At 67.1% G+C, this 18,819-nt stretch carries 19 protein-coding genes; 7 read left to right on the top strand and 12 right to left on the bottom strand.

The window, feature by feature from the left end; all coding sequences use genetic code 11:
• Window position 1 precedes the first annotated feature (1 nt).
• On the bottom strand, window positions 2-1,213 hold the full coding sequence (locus FHJ30_RS01275; protein WP_139027458.1) for a CaiB/BaiF CoA-transferase family protein: 1,212 nt from the start codon (window positions 1,211-1,213) through the stop codon (window positions 2-4).
• Between the two features lie 68 nt (window positions 1,214-1,281).
• Window positions 1,282-2,676 carry an SLC13 family permease gene (locus FHJ30_RS01270; RefSeq protein ID WP_139027457.1) on the bottom strand — a complete coding sequence of 465 codons (1,395 nt, stop codon included), beginning with the start codon at window positions 2,674-2,676 and terminating at the stop codon, window positions 1,282-1,284.
• A 133-nt stretch (window positions 2,677-2,809) separates the two neighbouring features.
• Between FHJ30_RS01270 and FHJ30_RS01265 the strand changes: the two genes are divergently transcribed.
• Together FHJ30_RS01265 and FHJ30_RS01260 are read left to right on the top strand one after the other, a co-directional pair.
• A complete protein-coding gene (locus FHJ30_RS01265; protein ID WP_139027456.1) occupies window positions 2,810-3,508 on the top strand; it encodes a FadR/GntR family transcriptional regulator in 699 nt (232 codons plus the stop codon).
• A 159-nt stretch (window positions 3,509-3,667) separates the two neighbouring features.
• Entirely contained in the window at window positions 3,668-5,092 is a 1,425-nt protein-coding gene (locus FHJ30_RS01260) for an FAD-binding oxidoreductase (RefSeq protein ID WP_139027455.1), read from the top strand.
• Between the two features lie 147 nt (window positions 5,093-5,239).
• Here FHJ30_RS01260 and FHJ30_RS01255 read toward each other — a convergent pair whose 3' ends face one another.
• Both FHJ30_RS01255 and FHJ30_RS01250 read right to left on the bottom strand, forming a co-directional pair.
• Window positions 5,240-5,836 carry a DUF4190 domain-containing protein gene (locus FHJ30_RS01255; RefSeq protein ID WP_139027454.1) on the bottom strand — a complete coding sequence of 199 codons (597 nt, stop codon included), beginning with the start codon at window positions 5,834-5,836 and terminating at the stop codon, window positions 5,240-5,242.
• Window positions 5,837-5,886: 50 nt separating this feature from the next.
• Complete coding sequence (locus FHJ30_RS01250; protein WP_139027453.1) at window positions 5,887-6,879, bottom strand: NERD domain-containing protein; 993 nt, start codon at window positions 6,877-6,879, stop codon at window positions 5,887-5,889.
• Between the two features lie 245 nt (window positions 6,880-7,124).
• Between FHJ30_RS01250 and pgm the strand changes: the two genes are divergently transcribed.
• Window positions 7,125-8,783, top strand: coding sequence for a phosphoglucomutase (alpha-D-glucose-1,6-bisphosphate-dependent) (gene pgm / locus FHJ30_RS01245; protein ID WP_139027452.1), 1,659 nt, complete (start codon window positions 7,125-7,127; stop codon window positions 8,781-8,783).
• Here the strand turns inward: pgm and FHJ30_RS01240 are convergent.
• Window positions 8,780-9,286, bottom strand: a complete 507-nt coding sequence (locus FHJ30_RS01240; RefSeq protein ID WP_171058884.1) for a 2'-5' RNA ligase family protein — start codon at window positions 9,284-9,286, stop codon at window positions 8,780-8,782. The genes pgm and FHJ30_RS01240 overlap by 4 nt on opposite strands.
• 130 nt (window positions 9,287-9,416) lie before the next feature.
• Window positions 9,417-10,022 carry a malonic semialdehyde reductase gene (locus FHJ30_RS01235; RefSeq protein ID WP_139027450.1) on the bottom strand — a complete coding sequence of 202 codons (606 nt, stop codon included), beginning with the start codon at window positions 10,020-10,022 and terminating at the stop codon, window positions 9,417-9,419.
• A gap of 200 nt (window positions 10,023-10,222) precedes the next feature.
• Here FHJ30_RS01235 and FHJ30_RS01230 point away from each other — a divergent pair, with 200 nt between their 5' ends.
• Complete coding sequence (locus tag FHJ30_RS01230) at window positions 10,223-11,575, top strand: uracil-xanthine permease family protein (protein WP_139027449.1); 1,353 nt, start codon at window positions 10,223-10,225, stop codon at window positions 11,573-11,575.
• Here FHJ30_RS01230 and FHJ30_RS01225 read toward each other — a convergent pair.
• The 5 genes from FHJ30_RS01225 to FHJ30_RS01205 form a co-directional block, all read right to left on the bottom strand.
• Window positions 11,572-12,447 (bottom strand): SGNH/GDSL hydrolase family protein, encoded by an 876-nt coding sequence (locus tag FHJ30_RS01225; RefSeq protein ID WP_139027448.1) that lies wholly within the window; start codon window positions 12,445-12,447, stop codon window positions 11,572-11,574. The two genes, FHJ30_RS01230 and FHJ30_RS01225, sit on opposite strands and share 4 nt — an antisense overlap.
• Complete coding sequence (locus FHJ30_RS01220) at window positions 12,444-13,340, bottom strand: GAF and ANTAR domain-containing protein (RefSeq protein WP_139027447.1); 897 nt, start codon at window positions 13,338-13,340, stop codon at window positions 12,444-12,446. The genes FHJ30_RS01225 and FHJ30_RS01220 overlap by 4 nt, the downstream gene beginning before the upstream one ends.
• Window positions 13,341-13,432: 92 nt before the next feature.
• Window positions 13,433-14,305 carry a glycosyltransferase family 2 protein gene (locus FHJ30_RS01215; protein WP_139027446.1) on the bottom strand — a complete coding sequence of 291 codons (873 nt, stop codon included), beginning with the start codon at window positions 14,303-14,305 and terminating at the stop codon, window positions 13,433-13,435.
• Window positions 14,306-14,506: 201 nt separating this feature from the next.
• Window positions 14,507-14,875 (bottom strand): hypothetical protein, encoded by a 369-nt coding sequence (locus tag FHJ30_RS01210; protein WP_139027445.1) that lies wholly within the window; start codon window positions 14,873-14,875, stop codon window positions 14,507-14,509.
• Between the two features lie 70 nt (window positions 14,876-14,945).
• Window positions 14,946-15,845 carry an SDR family oxidoreductase gene (locus FHJ30_RS01205; protein WP_139027444.1) on the bottom strand — a complete coding sequence of 300 codons (900 nt, stop codon included), beginning with the start codon at window positions 15,843-15,845 and terminating at the stop codon, window positions 14,946-14,948.
• 208 nt (window positions 15,846-16,053) lie between these two features.
• Here FHJ30_RS01205 and FHJ30_RS01200 point away from each other — a divergent pair, with 208 nt between their 5' ends.
• The 3 genes from FHJ30_RS01200 to FHJ30_RS01190 are packed head-to-tail and all read left to right on the top strand — an operon-like array spanning window position 16,054 to window position 17,612.
• The gene (locus tag FHJ30_RS01200; protein WP_139027443.1) at window positions 16,054-16,575 is read left to right on the top strand and encodes a DUF6328 family protein; all 522 of its coding nucleotides are present in this window, start codon (window positions 16,054-16,056) and stop codon (window positions 16,573-16,575) included.
• A gap of 2 nt (window positions 16,576-16,577) precedes the next feature.
• Window positions 16,578-17,240, top strand: a complete 663-nt coding sequence (locus FHJ30_RS01195) for a DUF6766 family protein (RefSeq protein ID WP_139027442.1) — start codon at window positions 16,578-16,580, stop codon at window positions 17,238-17,240.
• A gap of 27 nt (window positions 17,241-17,267) precedes the next feature.
• Window positions 17,268-17,612 (top strand): LuxR family transcriptional regulator, encoded by a 345-nt coding sequence (locus FHJ30_RS01190; RefSeq protein ID WP_139027441.1) that lies wholly within the window; start codon window positions 17,268-17,270, stop codon window positions 17,610-17,612.
• A 4-nt stretch (window positions 17,613-17,616) separates the two neighbouring features.
• On the opposite strand, the gene FHJ30_RS01185 is transcribed toward FHJ30_RS01190, so the two are convergent.
• Window positions 17,617-18,741 carry a glycerate kinase gene (locus FHJ30_RS01185; RefSeq protein WP_139027440.1) on the bottom strand — a complete coding sequence of 375 codons (1,125 nt, stop codon included), beginning with the start codon at window positions 18,739-18,741 and terminating at the stop codon, window positions 17,617-17,619.
• Window positions 18,742-18,819 lie beyond the last annotated feature (78 nt).

Genomic DNA, 18,819 nt, shown 5'->3' with positions numbered 1-18,819 from the left:
GCTATTTCGCCCCGGCGGCCACGGCCCACAGGCCCAGCCATTCGCGGATGGCCTGCCCGTCCTCATCCAGCAAGGGCGGCGCGTCGTGTTCGGTGACCGTGGTTTCCGAGGCGTCGCCGGGAGCAAAGAACCTCAGCGGCGGCCCGGGCAGGCTGACCTTGCCGAGCAGCGGATGCTCCACATCCACCACGAGCCCCTGGGACGCAACCTGTTCCCACGCGTACACCTCGTCAAGCGAGCGCACCTTGCCCGCGGGGATCCCGGCGTCGTTCAGCTTCTGCAGCAGCTCTGCTGCCCCGTAGCGGGCAAAGACGCGTTCGACGGCGGCAATCACCCCAGCGCGGTTCCGCACCCTTTCGGCGTTGCTGGCAAAGCCCGGCGCCGCCGGGTCCAGGCCGAAGGCCGCAGCGAACGATGCCCACAGTTTTTCGCTGCCAACGCTGATCTGCACGCTCCCGTCCCTGCAGGCAAAGAGGCCGTAGGGCGCGATGGACGGATGGTGGTTGCCCTGCGCCTGCGGAACTTCCCCTGCCACCGTGGTGCGGGTGCCCTGGAAGGCGTGCACCCCGATCAGTGATGCCAGCAGAGACGTCCGCACCACCTGCCCGCGGCCGCTTTTGTCCCGGTCAACCAGCGCCGCCAGCACTCCGAATGCCCCGTTCATGCCGGCGAGGAGGTCCGCGATGGGGACGCCGACCCGCTGGGGATCGTCCGGTCCGGAGCCTGTCAGGGACATCAGCCCCGCCTCGCCCTGGAGGATCTGGTCGTAGCCGCTGCGCTGGGATTCCGGCCCGTCATGGCCGAAGCCGGTGATGGAGAGGACCACCAGGCGCGGGTTTAGTTCGTGCATGGCAGCGGTGGAGAAGCCCAGCCGGTCCATGACGCCGGGGCGGAAGTTCTCGATCACCACGTCGGCCCGCTCCAGCAGCCCCCACAGCACCGCCTGCCCGTCTCCGCTCTTCAGGTCCAGGCTGATGGATTCCTTGTTGCGGTTGCAGGACATGAAGTAGGTGGACTGCGGATCGTCGGCGGGGCCCACGAAGGGCGGACCCCAGCCCCGGGTATCGTCCCCCGTCCCGGGGTTCTCCACTTTGATGACGCGGGCGCCCAGGTCGGCCAGCATCATTCCGGCATGCGGTCCAGCCAAAGCCCGGCTCAGGTCCACTATCAGGTGGCCGGACAGGGGGCCCTGCGTACTATCGGTTCTGCTCATTGCCTGGTTTCCTTCGTTTGCTGATCTCGCGGCTGCCGGTTCGGCGCTGCCGGGGTGCATTCAACCGGCTACATCCAGCCCGGGACGACCATGACGAGCCAGGCGATTGCGGGTCCAGCGACCACGACGATGCCGCTGTAGGTCAATATCTGCTTGTAGAAGCGTTCCTTGTCCACGCCGTCGGGCGCATTGGCCAGCACAAGTGCGCCGTTGGTGGAGAAGGGCGAAACATCCACGATGGTTGCGGAGACCGCAAGTGCCGCGATGACTCCGACGGCACCGATTTCGCCGGCGGCAAGGAACGGAACCGCCAGCGGAATGAGTGCCGCGAGGATTGCGGTGGACGATGCGAACGCCGAAACGATTCCGCCGATGTAGCAGATCAGCAGCGCTGCCAGCAGGGGCAGGCCGAGGTTGGCGACGCCATCGGAGACGAACTTGATCGTGCCGGCTTCTTCGAGGACTCCAACAAAGGTCAGCATGCCGCAGATGAGCAGCACGGTGGACCAGCTGATCTTGTTGACGGCGCCCTTCTGGGCGGCCGGTGACACCAGCGCCAGGATGATGGCGATGGTAATGGAAACGAAGCCGACGTCGACCTTGAATCCGAGGGAGATGACGGCGAGGGAGATGAGACCAAGGATGGTCACGAGCTGCGGCACGGTGGCGCGGGCGCCTGCGGAGCTGACCCCGGCCTCACCGGCTGCGGAGGACCCACCAGTGGTGCCCTTGGCCGAGACGCCAGAAGGGGAAATGTCCGAACCGGAGCCCTGCAGGGTGACACCGGCCGCGCGGGCGCCGACGCTCACCTTCATGCGGCTCTCGGCTGCCTGCTCAACGATCCGGCCAGCCTTGGAGGAGAGGAGTTTGCTGCCACCGAGGACGATGAACAGGACCGCTGCCACGACAAGGTTGAAGATGAAGCTGGCCAGGAAGATAGCCATCGGGCTCGCGGCGAGTTCAGTCTTGGCAATCAGTCCGTTGACCGTAACGCCGTAGACGGCGATCGGCGAGAACCCGCCGGCCTGGGCGCCGTGGATCACCATCATGCCCATCAGCAGCGGGCTGATCTTGTGCTTCCCGGCGAAGCTGAGCGCGATCGGGGCGATGATTGCGACCGCGGCCGGGGACAGGGCACCGACGCTGGTAATCAGCGCGGTGATGGCGAACATGACCCAGGGAATCAGGGCTACGCGGTTGCCCACCAGCCGCACGGCGCCCCTCACTAGGAGGTCGATGGTGCCGTTGTTCTGGGCGATGGCGAAAAGGTACGTGACGCCGACGATGGTAAGGAACAGACCGCCGGGGAAGTTGGCCAGGATGTCACTGGTGGACATCCCCAGGACAACGCTGCCCAGGAGGAAGGCGCCAACGAAGGCCAGCGCGCCCATGTTCAGGGGAAGGACGGTGGCGAGCAGGAACATCGCCGCCAGGATGAGGATGGATAAAACAGGAGCGGACATCGTTGGTCCTCCATTGGGGATGGGAGTGTGACGTGAGTTACTGGCTCACTGGACTAGCCTCCTAGACACCGAGTCTGTATGTCAATAGCAGGACGCGCTATTCTGGAAGGACCGACGACGTAGCGAGGGCTTTGTGGAGAAGGCATCACGGCTGGGACTGGAACGAATCACGCGCCCCCGGCTGTACGAACAGCTCGTGGAGCAGATCCTGTCCTACATCGAGTCCGCCCAGCTGAGGCCCGGCGACCTGCTGCCGGCGGAGCGTGACCTTGCCGAGCGCCTCGGCGTTTCCCGTGCCACGCTCGCCCAGGCCCTCGTGGCCCTCGAGGTGCTGGGGGTGATCGACGTGCAGCACGGGACCGGAGCCGTCCTGGCCCGCCGGCCGAGTGTCGCCTCCGTGATAAAGGGCCTGCGCGAGCACCGCAGCAGGCTGCCGGAGATCGTGGAAGCGCGAAGCACGCTGGAAGTGAAGCTTGCCGCCCTCGCCGCTGCCCGGCGCACGGACGAAGACCTGGCTGCCATTGATGACGCCCTTGACGTGATGGCGAAGGAAATCAGCGACGGCGACCGCGGAACCCACGGTGACGAGCTCTTCCACCAGGCCATTACGGCCGCAGCGCATTCCTCCGTGCTGGCGCAGCTGATGGCCTTCATCGCGGAAATGATTCTTGAAACCAGGATGGAATCCCTTGGCCAGCCCGGACGGCCCGAGCAGTCCCTTGCCTCCCACCGCAAGATCGCCGACGCTGTCAGGGCGCAGGATGCTGAAGGTGCCGCCGAAGCCATGCTTGCGCACATCGAGCTGGTGTCGGACGTGGAGCTGCTCCGCTGACGCAAGCGTATTGACCCCGCCCGGCGGCGGTTTTACACTCTGGACATCGCGTGAGGCTTCCGGCTTAATGTGCCGGCAGTTCCTCGTGGAAGGCGGCCAACGCCTCCCACATCTTCCTTATCCCCTAGGGTTCAGCCCTTAAGCGGAAGAGCACGGACGATGTCCACAGTTCATGACAACGCCATGGAGTTGCAACAGGCACTGCACGAGCTGCGCGGGAAGCTGTCAGGATCCCTGATCGAGCCCGGGGATCCGCTCTACGACGATGCCCGTGCTGTTTGGAACGGCATGGTGGACCTCCGGCCGCGGGCCGTGGTCCGCGCCGGGGCCCTGACCGACATCGAGGTGGTGCTGGACGCTGTCCAGCGGACCGGCCTGGCCCTGGCGGTCCGCGGCGGTGGCCACAATGTGGCCGGTCACGGAACGGTTGACGGCGGACTGGTCCTGGACCTCGGGCCGATGAAGCGCGTCCAGGTCGATGCTGAATCCCGGCTCGTCACGGTTGAGCCGGGAGCAACACTTGCCGACGTGGACCGGGCCACTGCCCCCTACAACCTCGCCGTTCCGCTGGGGGTGATCAGCGGGACAGGCGTTGCGGGCCTTACCCTCGGCGGCGGGGTGGGCTGGCTGACCCGTACCGGCGGCCTCAGCCTGGACAACCTGGAATCGGTGGACGTCGTGACCGCCGCCGGAGAGCACCTGCATGCGAGCGGCCAGGAGAACCCGGAGCTCTTCTGGGGGCTGCGCGGCGGCGGCGGCAACTTCGGCGTTGCCTCCTCGTTCACCTTCCGCGCCCGCCCCCTGCCGGCGGCGCCCTTGGGCGGAAACCTGTTCTACCGGCGCGAACACTGGCGGAACGCCCTAGTCGCCTTTGCCGCCTGGACCCCCACCCTGCCCGAGGAAATGAACCCGATCGTCTCGTTCCTGGTCTTCCCGCCCGAGTTCGGGATGGGCGGGGACCCGTGGATGATCCTCGGGTTCATGTGGGTTGGCGAGGACCACCAGGCCGGCCTCGACCTCGTTGGGCAACTGACGGCCGCGGCACCGCCCGATGAACAGGAGGTTGGCCCTGCCTCGTGGCTGGACTGGCAGAGCGCCATGGACAGCGTTTTTCCGAAGGGCTCGCGCGGCTACTGGAAGAACGTCTCCTTTTCCCGCCTCGACGAGGAGACGGTGGATGTCCTGCTGGGTTTCGCGTCCGAGGTGACCTGGGAGGGAACCGGCATCGACATCCACCACATGGAGGGAGCGTTCGGTCGGGTGCCGGAGGATGCCACGGCGTTCCCCAACCGGTCCGCCCGCTACTGGCTCAACGTGTACGGATTCTGGCGCGACCGTTCCGAGGACGACCGGCTGACAGCCTTTGCCCGCAAGGCTTATGCACTCATGCAGCCGTTCGCCGAGCATGGCGAGTACGTCAATTTCCTGGGTGCCGAAGTCGGGCTGAAGGAGGCGGACGCTGCCCGCGCGGCGTACGGCCCGGAGAAGTTCCAGCGGCTTGTTGCCCTCAAGGACCGGTACGACCCCCACAACGTCTTCCGCCTTAACCACAACATCCCGCCGACGCAGCCGCCGCCAGGCTAGTCCCAGCGCTTTAGGCTCACAAGCGCTTAGTCGCATGAAGGCCTAGGCGAGCGACGGCGGCACGTGCGCCGGAGCGCCGGGCGGCGTGGGCGGTTGGTTCAGGCTGTTGAGCATGGCTGAGGACTTGGGGGTCAGAAGACGTGCGGTTCAGTATGAGTAGGTTGAACCGCCGCTGGTGCTGGCGACGGTCAGGCCGATGATGGCCAGCAGCCAGAGTGCGCCGTAGCCCAGTAGGCACAGGTACCCCAGGACGAGGCCGGCGATGGACATGCCCCTGCCGGCCGGTTCCCGCTTGAGGGCCAGGTGTCCGGTGATGATCGCGGCGACCTGGGGAATCAGGATCCAGCCCATGATCACCGAGGCGATGCCGCACACCATGCTGGCAATGCTCAGCGTCTTCGGCTCCGCCTGCATACCGTAGTAGTACGGCTGCTGGCCATATGGGCTGGCAGGCTGGCCGTAGGGGCTGGCAGGCTGCGCATACGGGCCTGGCTGCTGACCGTACGGTGTGCCGTACTGGCCCGGCTCGCCGTAGGTGTCCTGCCCGGAACCGTCCGGTGCATAGACGCCCTGCCCGTAGCCGCCCTGGCCATAAGAATTTTGCCCATAACCGCCCTGCCCGTGCTGCGGCTGCGACGGCATCCCGCTGCCGGATGGCCCGGCGGATCGGGGCGGTTCAAAGCCGGGCGGCGCCGGGGACTCCGGCTGCCCGGATTCGGGACGCTGGCTTGGCTGGTCGGACATGGTTTCCCCCTAGGATTTTGTTCCAGCCTACTCCCGGCCGGTTGGGGGATCTATTGTCCCCAGTAGGGCAAGACGTACACGGCAAAAATCACAAAAGCGGCCAGCAGGGCCAGCCGTCCCGCGCCGGCAGCACCGTGCTGGCGCGAGGTCGGGCCGGCACCGTGCAGGGCCGAACCATGCCGGGCCGAACCGTGCCGGGCCGGACTGCGTCGGGGCGAACCATGCCGGGGGGAACCATGCCGGGCCGGAGTGTGTGGCGGGACCGGGCTGCTGTTCCCGGCCGGCGTGGTCCCGGAGGAGTTTCCCCGGACCACCGGCCGGGGCGGCGAGCCAGCCCTCCGGACACCACCTGCAGGACCTGTTGGGTCACTTCCTGTCGCTTCGGCGGGCGGGACTGTGGTTCCGGCGGGCGGGACCACGGTTCCGGGCCGTACGCTCCGCAGCGCGGTGATGCCGGGCTCCTGTTCGTGGGTCAGCTCCTGGCCGAGGTGTTCGTAGAGTCCCGCCACGGCCTGAGGGTCCAGGACCGGGGGCAGGGCTTCTATGGCCCCCACCACGCGCCCGGTTCCGGCCACTGCCACGTCAGAATTCGTCACCCCAAAGAGGTCCGGCTGGGCAGCCATGCAGATCAACGGGCGCACCAGCCTCCGGTGCGCCGGAGCAACCACGGACGTCACGGCCGCACACTGGGCAAGGGCCCCCTCCACCGCCTGGGTCCGGGCGTAGCGCCCCTGCCACAGCACGCCCGAGGCAACGCGGACCTCGCCCGTCCAGTTCTTGGAATCCACCACAACCACGCCGCCCGGCCCCACCAAAACATGGTCCAGGCTGGCCTTTGGCCGGCCTGGCCAGTAGACATCATTCAGCACATACCAGCCCCGCGGCACCAGCTCACTGAGCTTCTCGGCCACTGCCGCCGTGCCCTCTGCGCCCGCGTCCCACGGCTTCGTTGCGCGCTCCGCTTCGTCGAGCCGGCGCTTGAGCCTGGCCACCCTCTCCGCGGCCAGCCTGGACTGCTCGGCTGCCCCGTCCCCTGCCCCCATGGCGTCCCTGCTTCCCTGCCGGAAGGACGACGGCGGCCGCCCGCCGTCGTGCCCTGCTTGCGGATGTTTTTCCGGATTTTCTCGAACGTAACAGGGCGCGCAGGCGGCGGTATATAAGTACTTTCCGGGGTCGGTACTCAGTTTGACTACTCGGTTGATGACGTAATTTCGTCACAGGCCGGACACACGGGCCGCATTCCGGACGGATCGTTTTGACTCCGGCCGCCGTCTGGCATGCTGGTGGCATGGCTAGCCGCGCGGGCACAGTTGCCCAACCCCAGGACCTTGTTGACATCACTGCGCTCCTCGATGCGTATTACGACATCTCGCCGGATCTGGGTGATCCGGGGCAGCGCGTGGTCTTCGGAACCTCGGGGCACCGCGGCTCCAGCCTCAAGGCGTCCTTCAACGAGAAACACATCGTTGCCATCACCCAGGCCATTGTGGAGTACCGGGCGGGGCAGGGCATCACCGGCCCGCTGTTCCTGGCCAAGGACACGCATGCCCTGAGCGAGCCGGCGCAGAACTCCGCGCTTGAGGTCCTGGCGGCCAACGGCGTCCAGGTCCTCGTGGACGCCCGGCACGGCTACACGCCGACGCCCGCCCTGAGCCACGCCATCCTCACCTACAACCGGAAGGCCGCGGCCGGCGCCCCCCAGGCGGACGGCATCGTGGTCACCCCCAGCCACAACCCGCCGGCCGACGGCGGCTTCAAGTACAACCCTCCGCACGGCGGCCCGGCCGATTCCGATGCCACCGGGTGGATCGCCAACCGTGCCAACGAACTGCTCGAGAATGACCTCCGCGGCGTGAAGCGCGTTCCCCTGGCTGAAGCCCAGTCTGCGGACACCACCGGCAAATTCGACTTCCTCAGCAGCTACGTGGACGATCTCCCGTCCGTCCTTGACCTGGACGCCATCCGCGAGGCCGGCGTGCGCATCGGCGCCGACCCCATGGGCGGCGCCTCAGTCGACTACTGGGGCGAGATCGGCGAGCGGCACCAGCTCAACCTCACCGTGGTGAACCCCACCGTGGATCCGCAGTGGGCGTTCATGACCCTGGACTGGGACGAGAAGATCCGGATGGACTGCTCCTCGCCGTCCGCGATGGCGTCGCTGATCAAGCGGATGTCCGACGCCGGCAACGGCTCCGCCTTCGACGTCGCCACCGGAAATGACGCCGACGCCGACCGGCACGGCATCGTCACCCCGGATGCCGGCCTGATGAACCCCAACCATTACCTGGCGGTGGCCATCGACTACCTCTACCGCAACCGCAGCGGCTGGAACCCGGCCTCCGTGGTGGGCAAGACCCTGGTTTCCTCCTCGATCATCGACCGCGTGGCGGAAAGCCTGGGCCGCAAGCTTGTGGAGGTTCCGGTCGGCTTCAAGTGGTTCGTGCCCGGCCTGCTGTCCGGCGAGGGCGCTTTCGGCGGCGAGGAATCGGCCGGCGCCTCCTTCAACAAAAAGGACGGCAGCGTCTGGACCACGGACAAGGACGGCATCCTGCTCGCCCTGCTCGCCTCGGAAATCACCGCGGTCACGGGCAAGTCCCCCTCGCAGCTCTACAAGGGCCTGACGGACCAGTTCGGCGCGCCCGTGTACGCCCGCATTGACGCCGCGGCCACCCGGGAGCAGAAGGCGAAGCTGGGCAAGCTCTCCGCCGCGGATGTCACGGCGACGTCCCTGGCAGGTGAGGAGATCACCGCCAAGCTCACCGAGGCGCCCGGCAACGGCGCGTCCATCGGGGGGTTGAAGGTGGTCACGGAGAACGCCTGGTTCGCCGCGCGCCCCTCCGGCACCGAGGACGTCTACAAGATCTACGCCGAGTCCTTCAAGGGCGAGGAGCACCTCAAGCAGGTCCAGGCGGAAGCCAAGGCCCTGGTGGACAGCGTCATCGCCTAGGCGCTGTTCCCGGTTTCCGCCAGCGTCCACAGCTTCAGGATGCGCCGGACGGTGCGGTCACCGTCCGGCGCCATGTCCACCAGTGCGATCCGGTCGAGCACGACGGCGTCCCCCGGGTTCAGCCGCTTGTGGCCGTGGTGTGAGACGTGGGGCCTGTAGCCGGACATGGTGTGGGCGGGCGTGAGGATTGTGCCGCCCAGGCCGCCGACGGCGGCGACCAGCTGCTCGTGCAGGGCCTGGAGATCCGGCTGCGGCTGGATGAGGTTCACGGGGACCGCGCCGTTCCGGCCGAAACCTGCGTCCTCACCCACCGTCAGCCCGGCACCCAGGGCCGCCAGCACTGGCGGTTCAGCCAGCCCGGCGAGGCGTTCGGCGGGGTCGGCACCTGCAGGACTGCCGACGTCGAACCTCACCAGGGTGATGTGCAGCGGCCATTCGCTGCGGGGGAAAACCAGCCCGTCCGCCACCGGCTCGACAAAGGCCACCAGGATAAGGTTCCGCATCGGCATAGCCCCAGTCTCCCACCCCCTCCAACGCTCTCTCACTTAACGCGACTTAAGCGCCAACGCTCTCTCAGGGCGTGAGAGAGCGTCAGGAAAAAAGGCGCATTAAGTGAGAGAGGGTCGCGGGGGGTTAGACGGTGCGGACGACGTCCTCGTAGGCGAACTTGGGCTTCGCTTCGCCCCAGGCGTCCTCGGCCGGCTGGCCGATGTTGACCACCAGGAAGCTCTTCTGGTCGCCTGCCGGGAAGAAGGCCTCATCGATGGCGCCGAAGTCCGCGCCGGTCATGGGGCCCGCGGCGAACCCGAGGGACCTGACGGCCAGGATGAAGTAGCCGGCCTGCAGGTGGGCGTTGTTGTTGCCTGTGGCGGCCGCGAGCTCGGGGTTGGCATCGTACATGGCCTTGGGGGCGTTGTAGCCGGGGAGGAAGTTGTCCCACTGGCCCGCCCAGTCGGTGTCGTAGCTGAGGATTGCCACCAGCGGGGCGGAAGCGGTCTTGGCGCGGTTGCCCGGCATGAGGGCCTCCACCAGCTTGGCGCGGGCCTCATCGGAACGGACGTAGGTCACGCGCAGCGGCTGGGAGTTGAACGCTGTGGGGCCGAACTTGGTCAGCTCGTAGATGGCCTGCGCCTGCTCCTCGGTCACCTCTCCGGTGAAGGAGTTGGCAGTGCGGGCCTGGGCGAAAATGGCGTCTACCGCGGCCGCATCGATAACGGCTTCTTCGTGGGCAATGGTCATGGGCTTACCTTTCGCTGCGCCTCCCCGCTTCCCGGGGCCGGCCTTATTTGCTTTCCATACTTGCAACTTCAACCAGTTCCGCCCTCTTCCCGTGACGGCAGGTGACGTCCACCACAGCAGACCGCGGGCCGGCGCTGGCGGTATCCTTGTCCCAGTTAATCTCCGCCCTCCGCGGCATCCCCCTTGAAAGGCCTCCGCCCATGAGCATGCTCGGAATCAAATGGAAGCTGCACGGCACCGGCAAGTCGATTAAGCCCGGCCATGTGGTGGCCCCCGATGAGCGGCTGGCTTGGCCGCTCACCATTGGCGTCGGCATGCAGCACGTGGTGGCCATGTTCGGAGCCACGTTCCTGGTGCCCATCATCACGGGCATGCCGCCTGCTACCACCCTGTTCTTCTCCGGCATTGGCACCCTGCTGTTCCTGGTGATCACCAAGGGCCGGGTTCCCAGCTACCTTGGCTCAAGCTTCGCCTTCATCGCGCCCATCATGGCGTCCCAGCAGCAGTTCGGCGTCCCCGGGGCACTGGGCGGTGTGGTGCTGGCTGGCGCCGCCCTGGCCCTGGTGGGCGCCATTGTGCAGAAGTTCGGCGCGGGCTGGATCAACCGGCTGATGCCGCCCATCGTCACGGGCGCAATCGTGGCCCTGATCGGGCTCAACCTTGCCCCTGCGGCGAAAAACAATTTCGACGCCGCGCCCGTCACCGCCGTGGTCACGCTGGCCACCATCATCCTGGTCAGCGTCCTCTTCCGCGGGATCCTGGGCCGCCTGAGCATCCTGGTGGGCGTGGTGGTTGGCTATCTCGTGGCCATGCTGCGCGGCGAGGTGAGCTACGACAAGATGGACGCCGCAGCCTGGATCGGCCTCCCGCAGTTCCAGACCCCCGAGTTCCACATCGGCGTGCTCGGACTGTTCGTGCCCGTGGTCCTGGTACTTGTGGCGGAGAACATCGGCCACGTGAAGTCGGTGGCGGCCATGACGGGGCAGAACCTCGACGGCGTCTCCGGCCGTGCGCTGATGGCCGACGGCGCCGCCACCGTCCTGGCAGGCTTTGGCGGCGGTTCCGGCACCACCACCTACGCCGAGAACATCGGCGTCATGGCCGCCACCAAGGTGTACTCGACGGCGGCCTACTGGGTTGCGGGCATCTTCGCCATCCTGCTGAGCTTCTCCCCGAAGTTCGGCGAACTGATCGCCACCGTTCCGCCGGGCGTCCTTGGCGGGGCGGCTACCATGCTGTACGGCATGATCGGCATCCTGGGCGTGAAGATCTGGGTCCAGAACAAGGTCAACTTCTCCAACCCGGTCAACCTCACCACCGCCGCCGTGGCCCTGATCATCGGCATCGCGGACTATACCTGGACCATCGGTGACCTCAAGTTCACTGGCATCGCGCTGGGCTCGGCGGCAGCCCTGGTGATCTACCACGGCATGAAGGCCATCGCGAAAGCCCGGGGCACGGTGGCAGAGCCGGAGACGGAACAGGCTGGCCTTCCCCCTGCCGTCAAGGCCGCCGTGAACGCTGCCGCCAAGCGGGCTCCGAAGAAGCGCTAAGCCTTCTTCAGGGACAGGGGCTCGGCGGGCAGGGCCCCCGGATGGCCCACAGCCGAATGCCCATGGCCAACCGGCCCGGGCCGGGGCCGTTTGGGAGCGGGCGGGGCCACCGTCGGGTGCCTGACCTGGCGGATTGCCCAGGGAACAAGGTATTCACGGGCCCAGGCGAGGTCCTGCGCCCGGGATTCCTTCCAGCTGCGAGGCGGGAGCGCCTTGGGCTGCAACGGTTCAAGGCCATGGGGAACGGCGAGTGCCTGCAGCACCCCTATGGCTATGGTGTGGTGGCCCAGCGGAGAGAAATGCAGCCGGTCAGGATCCCACATTCCGGGCCTGGTGAGGTCGCGCAGGCACCACAGGTCAACGATGACAGCGTCATGCCGGGCGGCCACTATGTGCAGGTTCTCGTTGAAAATTGCCACCTTGCCGCGTATCTGGCCGAAGACCGGGGTAGCGCCCCAATCGGGGCCGGCAAAAAGGACCACGGTGGCCCCGGATCGGGCCAGCTGCTCCACGCCGGCATCGATCTTTTCGGCCAACTTGTCCGGGTCGCTGCGGCGGAACACGATGTCGTTCCCGCCGGCGGACAGCGTAACCAGGTCAGGCTTGGCTGCCAGTGCCGGGCCCACCTGCTGGTCGAGGATCTCCTGCAGCCGCAGGCCCCGGATCGCTAGGTTGGCATAGGCAAAATCCGGTTGGCCAACACTGAGTTCCTCGGCCACGCGGTCGGCCCAGCCCCGCAGCCCGCCCTGGCTCCCCGGCTCGGGATCCCCGACGCCCTCGGTGAACGAGTCGCCGAGTGCAACAAAGCGGTGCCAGGGATGATGTCCGGCGTCTGAAGCCCATGCCGGATGCTCCTGCTTCTGCGCGGTCATGCCGTCCTCCCTTCTGGGTGCGATGACTTCTTGCGCGGTCCGGCCTTGCCGCGCGGTGCTTCCGCCTGCTGGTCCAGCTCGGCAGGGGGCAGCAGGCGGAAGTCCGCCACGCCGTCGGGCGTTCCCTGCCTCAGCCCTGTGGGTTCCCTGCCTGAATCCCCTGCCGTGGGGCTTTCCCTTGCGGAGCCGGGCGCAACAACGTTCAGGGCGGCATCGCGCAGGTCAAGCTCATGGTGCAGGGCCTGGGTCTGCAGGAACCGAAGCGCCCCCTCCCGGCTGAGCCCGTACTCATCCATGAGGCTGCGCACCGCCAGGTCCACCAGGACCAGGGAGCTTTGCACGACGGCGATCCCCGCCGTCGCTTCGGCCCGTTCCGCCACGCGCACCACTACCCGCAGTGCACGCGCCACCTGGTGGGCGTAGTTCCGGCTGCGGAGAAGGTCGTCACTGGTGAAGGCGTGGGGAAACGCCGCATACAGGTTGATGGCGGCGCTTGTCCCGCCCTCGGACGCGATGGGCATCGACAGGAGCGACTGCACGCCGTGGCTGGCAGCCGCACTCGCATATCCCGGCCAGCGCCGGTCCCGGCTGACATCTGACAGCAGCACAAACTCGCCGCTGCGGATGGCCTCCATGACAGGCCCGTCGGCGAAGGAGCACTGCTCCTGGTCAGCCTCGCGCGCCTTCTCCGTGCTGGCGGCAACGGTGCGGGCCTGGCCCAGGCGGAAAAGCGTGGCTGCCCAGGTTATGCCGCGCTGGTCGCCCTTGATGTCCGCCATGAAGTCACGGGTGACATCCCAGAGATAGGTTTCGACGTCCTTGCTGTCAAACACCTGTTCCGGGGGTACTGGAAGGGGTCCCCAGCCTAGCTGCCCTGTGGGTTCAGCGGCCATGATCCACGCCTTGGTTGAAGCGCTCCGGCCTACTGCAAAACCTATTTCTAAGAATACGTCCCCTGTGCGGCTGAAGGGAGGGGCAGGCCCTGTCAGCCTGCCTGTTCCTGGCCGAGCACGACGTCGTATGCCTCCACCTGCCGGTCGGTCACCGTGGTGGGTGACTCCAGATGGACGGCCCCGGAAGGCAGGATCCCGGCACCCCCGAACCGTTCCATCACGCGCCATTGGGCCACCACGTCCTCCCCGGCGTGGCCGGGCGGCAGGCTGTCCCAGAACGCGAACCCGCCCGCTTCGCTGAGCGCGTCGCGGCGGTACAGTGCGCAGCCGCCCAGCCAGGCCACCCGATAGGGCACCCACTGCCCCGGCTGGAGGGCCAGATCGGCGCTGATGTGGCTGAGGTTTGCGGCACTGTGGAGGGGCCACCGTTCGAAGCCCGGGTCCCCCGGGCGGATGCGCTCGGCAGTGACGGGCCCTTCCCATACCTCGAACACCGCTGTCTGTTCGGGCCTCCTGTCCTCCAGGTAGGACAGGCCCTGCGGCGCCATCCCCACGAAGCCGCACTCAAGCTTGTCCAGGGCGCAGCTGAGCCGGTCCAGCGCCCCGGGCTCCAGCCACACGTCGTCGTCAAGGAAAAGGCACTTTTCAGCGGTTGACTGTTCCAGCAGGAACTGGCGGTGCTCCGCCAGGCCCCGCCGCGGCAGGTGGCGGAGGAGGGTGACGGGCCTGCCCTGGGCTTGCAGGACACGCACCATGGCGGCAGCGGCAGGGTGCTCCCAGCCGGGGGTCCCGGTTGACTGGTCACTGATCACGACGGCGAACGCGGGCTCGGCCTGCGCGGCAAGTCCCGCGAGGGTTACGGCAAGTTCAGCCGGGCGGTTGCACGTGGGCAGCAGGACGTCCACTTCCACGCTTGCCTCCGCATCAACGCGCCGTGCCCACTGTTCTGACGATTTCCTGCTCACAGCCAACCTCCTGGCGCCTGCACTCGGCATGGATTGCGAATAGGGTCCGCCCTGTTCTTTACCCACATCGCCCGGATCTATGCCCGGCACGCCGAAGGCCTCCGCCCCTGCGGTTCCCGGGGAACCGCAGGGGCGGAGGCCTCCGTTCAGTGACTGTCCCAAAGCTCCGGAACGTCCGGCGCGGACGGCCCCGGAAGGCGCCTATCCGGCGTCGAAGCTCTCGCCGCCCTCGTCATTGGGCGACTTCTCCTTGGGGAGGTCGTTGCCGCTGCCGTCCGGAATTCCGGCAGCTTCCTGCCCTGACTCGGACGAGACGGGAGCGGAGCCCTGAGAGTCATCGTTGGACTCGTCGATCTCAGCGGCGCTGGAGGGAAGGTCGACGTCGTGGGGTACCGGATCCCCGCTGGCGTCCGACTGGGGCTCGTTGGTTTCCACGCCTCCCGAAGCTTCCGTGCCGGCGCCGGAGCCGCCTCCTGAGCCGTGGGCCCCGCCCATTTCCTGCTCAGCGGTGGGGGTGCCGTAACCGCCCGGGTCCGTTTCGGGCTGGGCATGCTGGTTTTCCTGCGTCATGGTTTCCTCCTGTTGTCTGGTCGGATGAAGCTGGCCTGCTGGGTCCCGTTCATTTTTGTGGAGCCCGGCTTCAGAGCCCCTTGCCCCCGGTCACCGGAAGGACTGCCCCCGAGATGTAGGAGCCGTCTTCGGAAGCCAGCAGTACATACGCGGCGGCAAGTTCTGCCGGCTGGCCGGCACGCTCCAACGGGGTATCCTGCCCGAACTTCGGGAGCTTTTCCGGCCATTCCGTTGCCGGGATCAGTGGAGTCCAGATGGGGCCGGGGGCCACTGCGTTAACGCGGATGCCCTTGGGACCAAGCTCCTGCGCCAGCGCTTTGGTGAAGGCCACCTGCGCGGCCTTGGTCATGGCGTAGTCAATCAGGCCGGGCGACGGGTTGAAGGCCTGGATTGATGCCGTGGTGATGATGGAGGCACCTGGTTTGAGGTGCGGCACGGCTGCCCGCGCGGTCCAGAGCAGCGAGTAGAGGTTGGTCTTGAAGACGCGGTCGAACTCCTCGGTGGGCAGGGACTCCAGGCTCTCGCGGTTCTTCTGGTAGGCCGCGTTGAGCACCAGCACGTCCAGCCGCCCGAACCCGGACAGGGTCTCCTCTGCAATGCGCGTACTGAATTCCTCTTCCCGGCCGTCTCCGGCAAACAGGAGGACCCGCTGGCCGGCCTTGCGGATCCAGTCCGCGGTGTCCTGCGCGTCCTCCTCCTCTTCGGGGAGGTAGGAGATGGCCACATCGGCCCCCTCCCGGGCGAAAGCGATGGCGGCGGCCTTGCCGATTCCGGAATCACCGCCCGTGATGAGGGCCGCCTTGCCCTGCAGTTTCCCGTGCCCCTCGTAGCTCAATTCCCCGTGGTCCGGCTTGGGTTCCATCGGGGCCGTCAGGCCGGGCTGCTTCTGTTCCTGCTCCGGGAACGGGCCTGAGTGGTAGCCGCCCCGGGGATCCTTTGGCTGGTCTGCCTGCTTGTCTGTGTCGCTCATAGTCCGCCTGCTCACTGTGTCGGTTTTCGAAGAGCCCCGCCGTGCACCGGTCCTTCGAAGCTATCCCGGCCGGAGGAGCAAAGTCCACCGTTCGGTGCGAATAATCAGTAAACTTATCAAATGTTGGCGCAGGCGCAACGTCGGCCTTGTTTCTGGGTACGGGAAGAGTAGAAAGAGAACAAGGGGGCTGGCACGGGAAGGAGAGGCGATGTCCGAGGTTGAGGATTACACGGGCCGGTCGGGCCGGAATGAGACCCGTGAGGAGCAACTGGACCGCAACTGGGCAGAACTGCTGCAGGAGTTGCGGGTGTTGCAGATGGGCGTGCAGATCCTTGCCGGTTTTCTGCTGACGCTCCCCTTCCAGCAGCGGTTTGAGGACCTCGACGATTTCCAGGTGGGCCTGTACCTGACCAACGTGGTGATCGCGGCGCTGACCACGGCGCTCATCCTCCTGCCCGTGAGCGTGCACCGCAGGCTGTTCCGGAAGCGGCTCAAGGAAACGCTTGTGTCCAGCGGGGATACCATCGCCAAGATAACCCTTGCCGGAATCGCCCTGCTGAGCGCAGGGACGGCTGCGCTGGTCTTCGATGTGGCAGCCGGCCGGTCGGCCGGTCTTACCGCCGGCGGGGCGCTGATGGCAGTGATGGTGGTCCTGCTCGTTTACATCCCGATCCACCTCAACAGGCGCGCCGCTGAAGGCACGGCGCCGGACGGCTCGAAGGAAGGATGACCATGGGCAAATGGATGAGGGAACACGGGCTGTTCCTGGCGAATGCCGGACTGTTCCTCGCGTTTTTCGGCGGGATGATCCTGACGGGTGCGGCGAACTACAGCCAGGAGCAGCAGGCTCACGGCCAAGCCGCCGTCTCGGTATTCGAGTTCCTGGCCACGGGCGATTTCGTCGAGGCCACCTTTGAGAACTGGGAATCGGAATTCCTGCAGATGGCCATGTACGTGGTCCTGACGGTCTTCCTGTTCCAAAAAGGTTCCTCCGAATCCAAGCCCGTGGGCAAGGAGGCACCCCAGGACGAGGATCCGCGCCAGGCGGCCATCAAGCAGGCCACACCGTGGCCTGTGAAGCACGGGGGCGCAGTCCTCAAGCTTTACGAGCACTCCCTGTCCATCCTCCTGTTCCTGCTCTTCCTGGGCTCATTCACCGCGCACGCCCTGGGTGGCACCGCGGCGTACAACGAGGAACAGCAAAGCCACGGGGAGGCCGGCGTCACCGTGCTCCAATACGTGGGCACCAGCCGTTTCTGGTTTGAGTCCTTCCAAAACTGGCAGAGCGAGTTTTTGGCCGTCGCCGTCCTGGTGGGCGCGTCCGTCTACCTCCGCGAAAAGGGATCGCCGGAGTCCAAGCCCGTTGCCGAGCCACACTACGAGACCGGCGCCTAAGCCCGGACCAGCCGAAAGGAAAACCGCATGCGAACCATCCTGAGAACCACCCTTTTTGCCCTGCTGCTGATCTCCGCCCCGGTATTCCCGCTGGGAGCGGCCCACGCCTCCCCAGCTGCGGGTTCCGCACCTGCAGCCGTCGAAGGAAGTACGGGATCCTCCGGAGGAGTGTGGGCCATGGGCGCTTCCTCTCCCACGCCGTCTCCCGGGGATACCGCCTCCACCGGCCCCGCAAATCCGGGAACCGGGGAATCCGCGCAGAATGAGTCCACCCGGGTCAATTTCGCCCCCTGGGTTATCGGTGCGATCGCCCTTGCAACGCTGATTGTGGTGCTCATTTGGCGCCGGCGCCGCAACACCACCATCGTTTAGCTCGCTAGGCGCCCTCAAGTACCTGGCTTGTTGCCCAGGCCAGGTACTTGGCGGCGTTTTCGATGGCATCCTGCGGGGTGGGTGCCACGTCCAGCAGCTGCGCGGCGGCCACCACGCCGTGTTCTGCGAGCTCCCCGGGCGTGACCAGGATCCTCCCGGCCACCACGATCACCGGAATCCCGCGCTCCCGGGCGGCGTCCGCGAGCGCGATGGGTGCTTTTCCGGTCAGGGACTGCGAGTCCATGGACCCTTCGCCGGTGATGACCAGGTCCGCTCCGCCCAGCTGTCCGGCCAGGCCTGTAAGTCCGGCAACCAGCGAGAAGCCACCTTCCAGCGCGGCGTCGGTGAAGGCAAGGAACGACGCCGGGAAGCCGCCGGCGGCGCCCGCCCCGGGGACGTTCACGTCCCGGCCGGTTGCTTCGCGCAGGACCGATGACCAGTTGCGGAGGCCGGCGTCGAGGAGTTCCACAGCGTCCGGGTCCGCGCCCTTTTGCGGAGCGAAGACATGGGCGGCACCTTCCGGCCCGTAGAGGGGATTGCGCACGTCGACGGCGATGCGGAAGGTGACGGAGGCCAGCCGGGGATCCAGCCCGCTCGTGTCCAGCGCCGCGACGTCCGCGAGGGAGCCGCCGCCCAGGGGCACCACGTTCCCCGCGGAGTCCAGCGGCTTGAGGCCCAAGGCGCGCAGTGCCCCGCTGCCGCCGTCGGTCATGGCCGAACCGCCCAGGCCCAGCACAATCTCGGTGGCGCCGGCCTCCAGGGCGGCCGCAATGAGCTGCCCGCAACCGTAGCTGTGGGCCCGGAGGGCGTTGGCGGGGGTGGGCTCCATTTCCGCAAGGCCGGAGGCCTGGGCCGTCTCGATGACGGCGGTGACCCTGCCGTCGTCGGCCTTTCTGACCGCCCACGCGGCCCCGATTGGCGCAAGGATGGGGCCCACGACCGCATTGAGGCGCTCCTCATAGCCCGCCGCCACCGCCGCTTCGAGGGTTCCCTCGCCGCCGTCGGCAATGGGGAACTGCGTGGCGACGGCGTCAGGGTAGACCCGCAAGGCACCTTCGGCAATGGCAGCTGCGGCCTCGGCTGCCGTGAGGGAACCCTTGAACTTGTCCGGAGCAATAAGAATGCGCATGCGCTCCATCATGCCAGCAGCCCCGAGGGAAAGCGCTTGCCCGGCTCGTAATGCGGACTGCAGGCCACCTTGCCCGGA

Source organism: Arthrobacter sp. BB-1 (assembly GCF_006151685.1).
In the GTDB taxonomy this organism is placed as follows: Bacteria; Actinomycetota; Actinomycetes; order Actinomycetales; family Micrococcaceae; genus Arthrobacter.
Note: the sequence above shows the minus strand (reverse complement) of the source record. Positions and strands in the feature narration are given on the sequence as shown.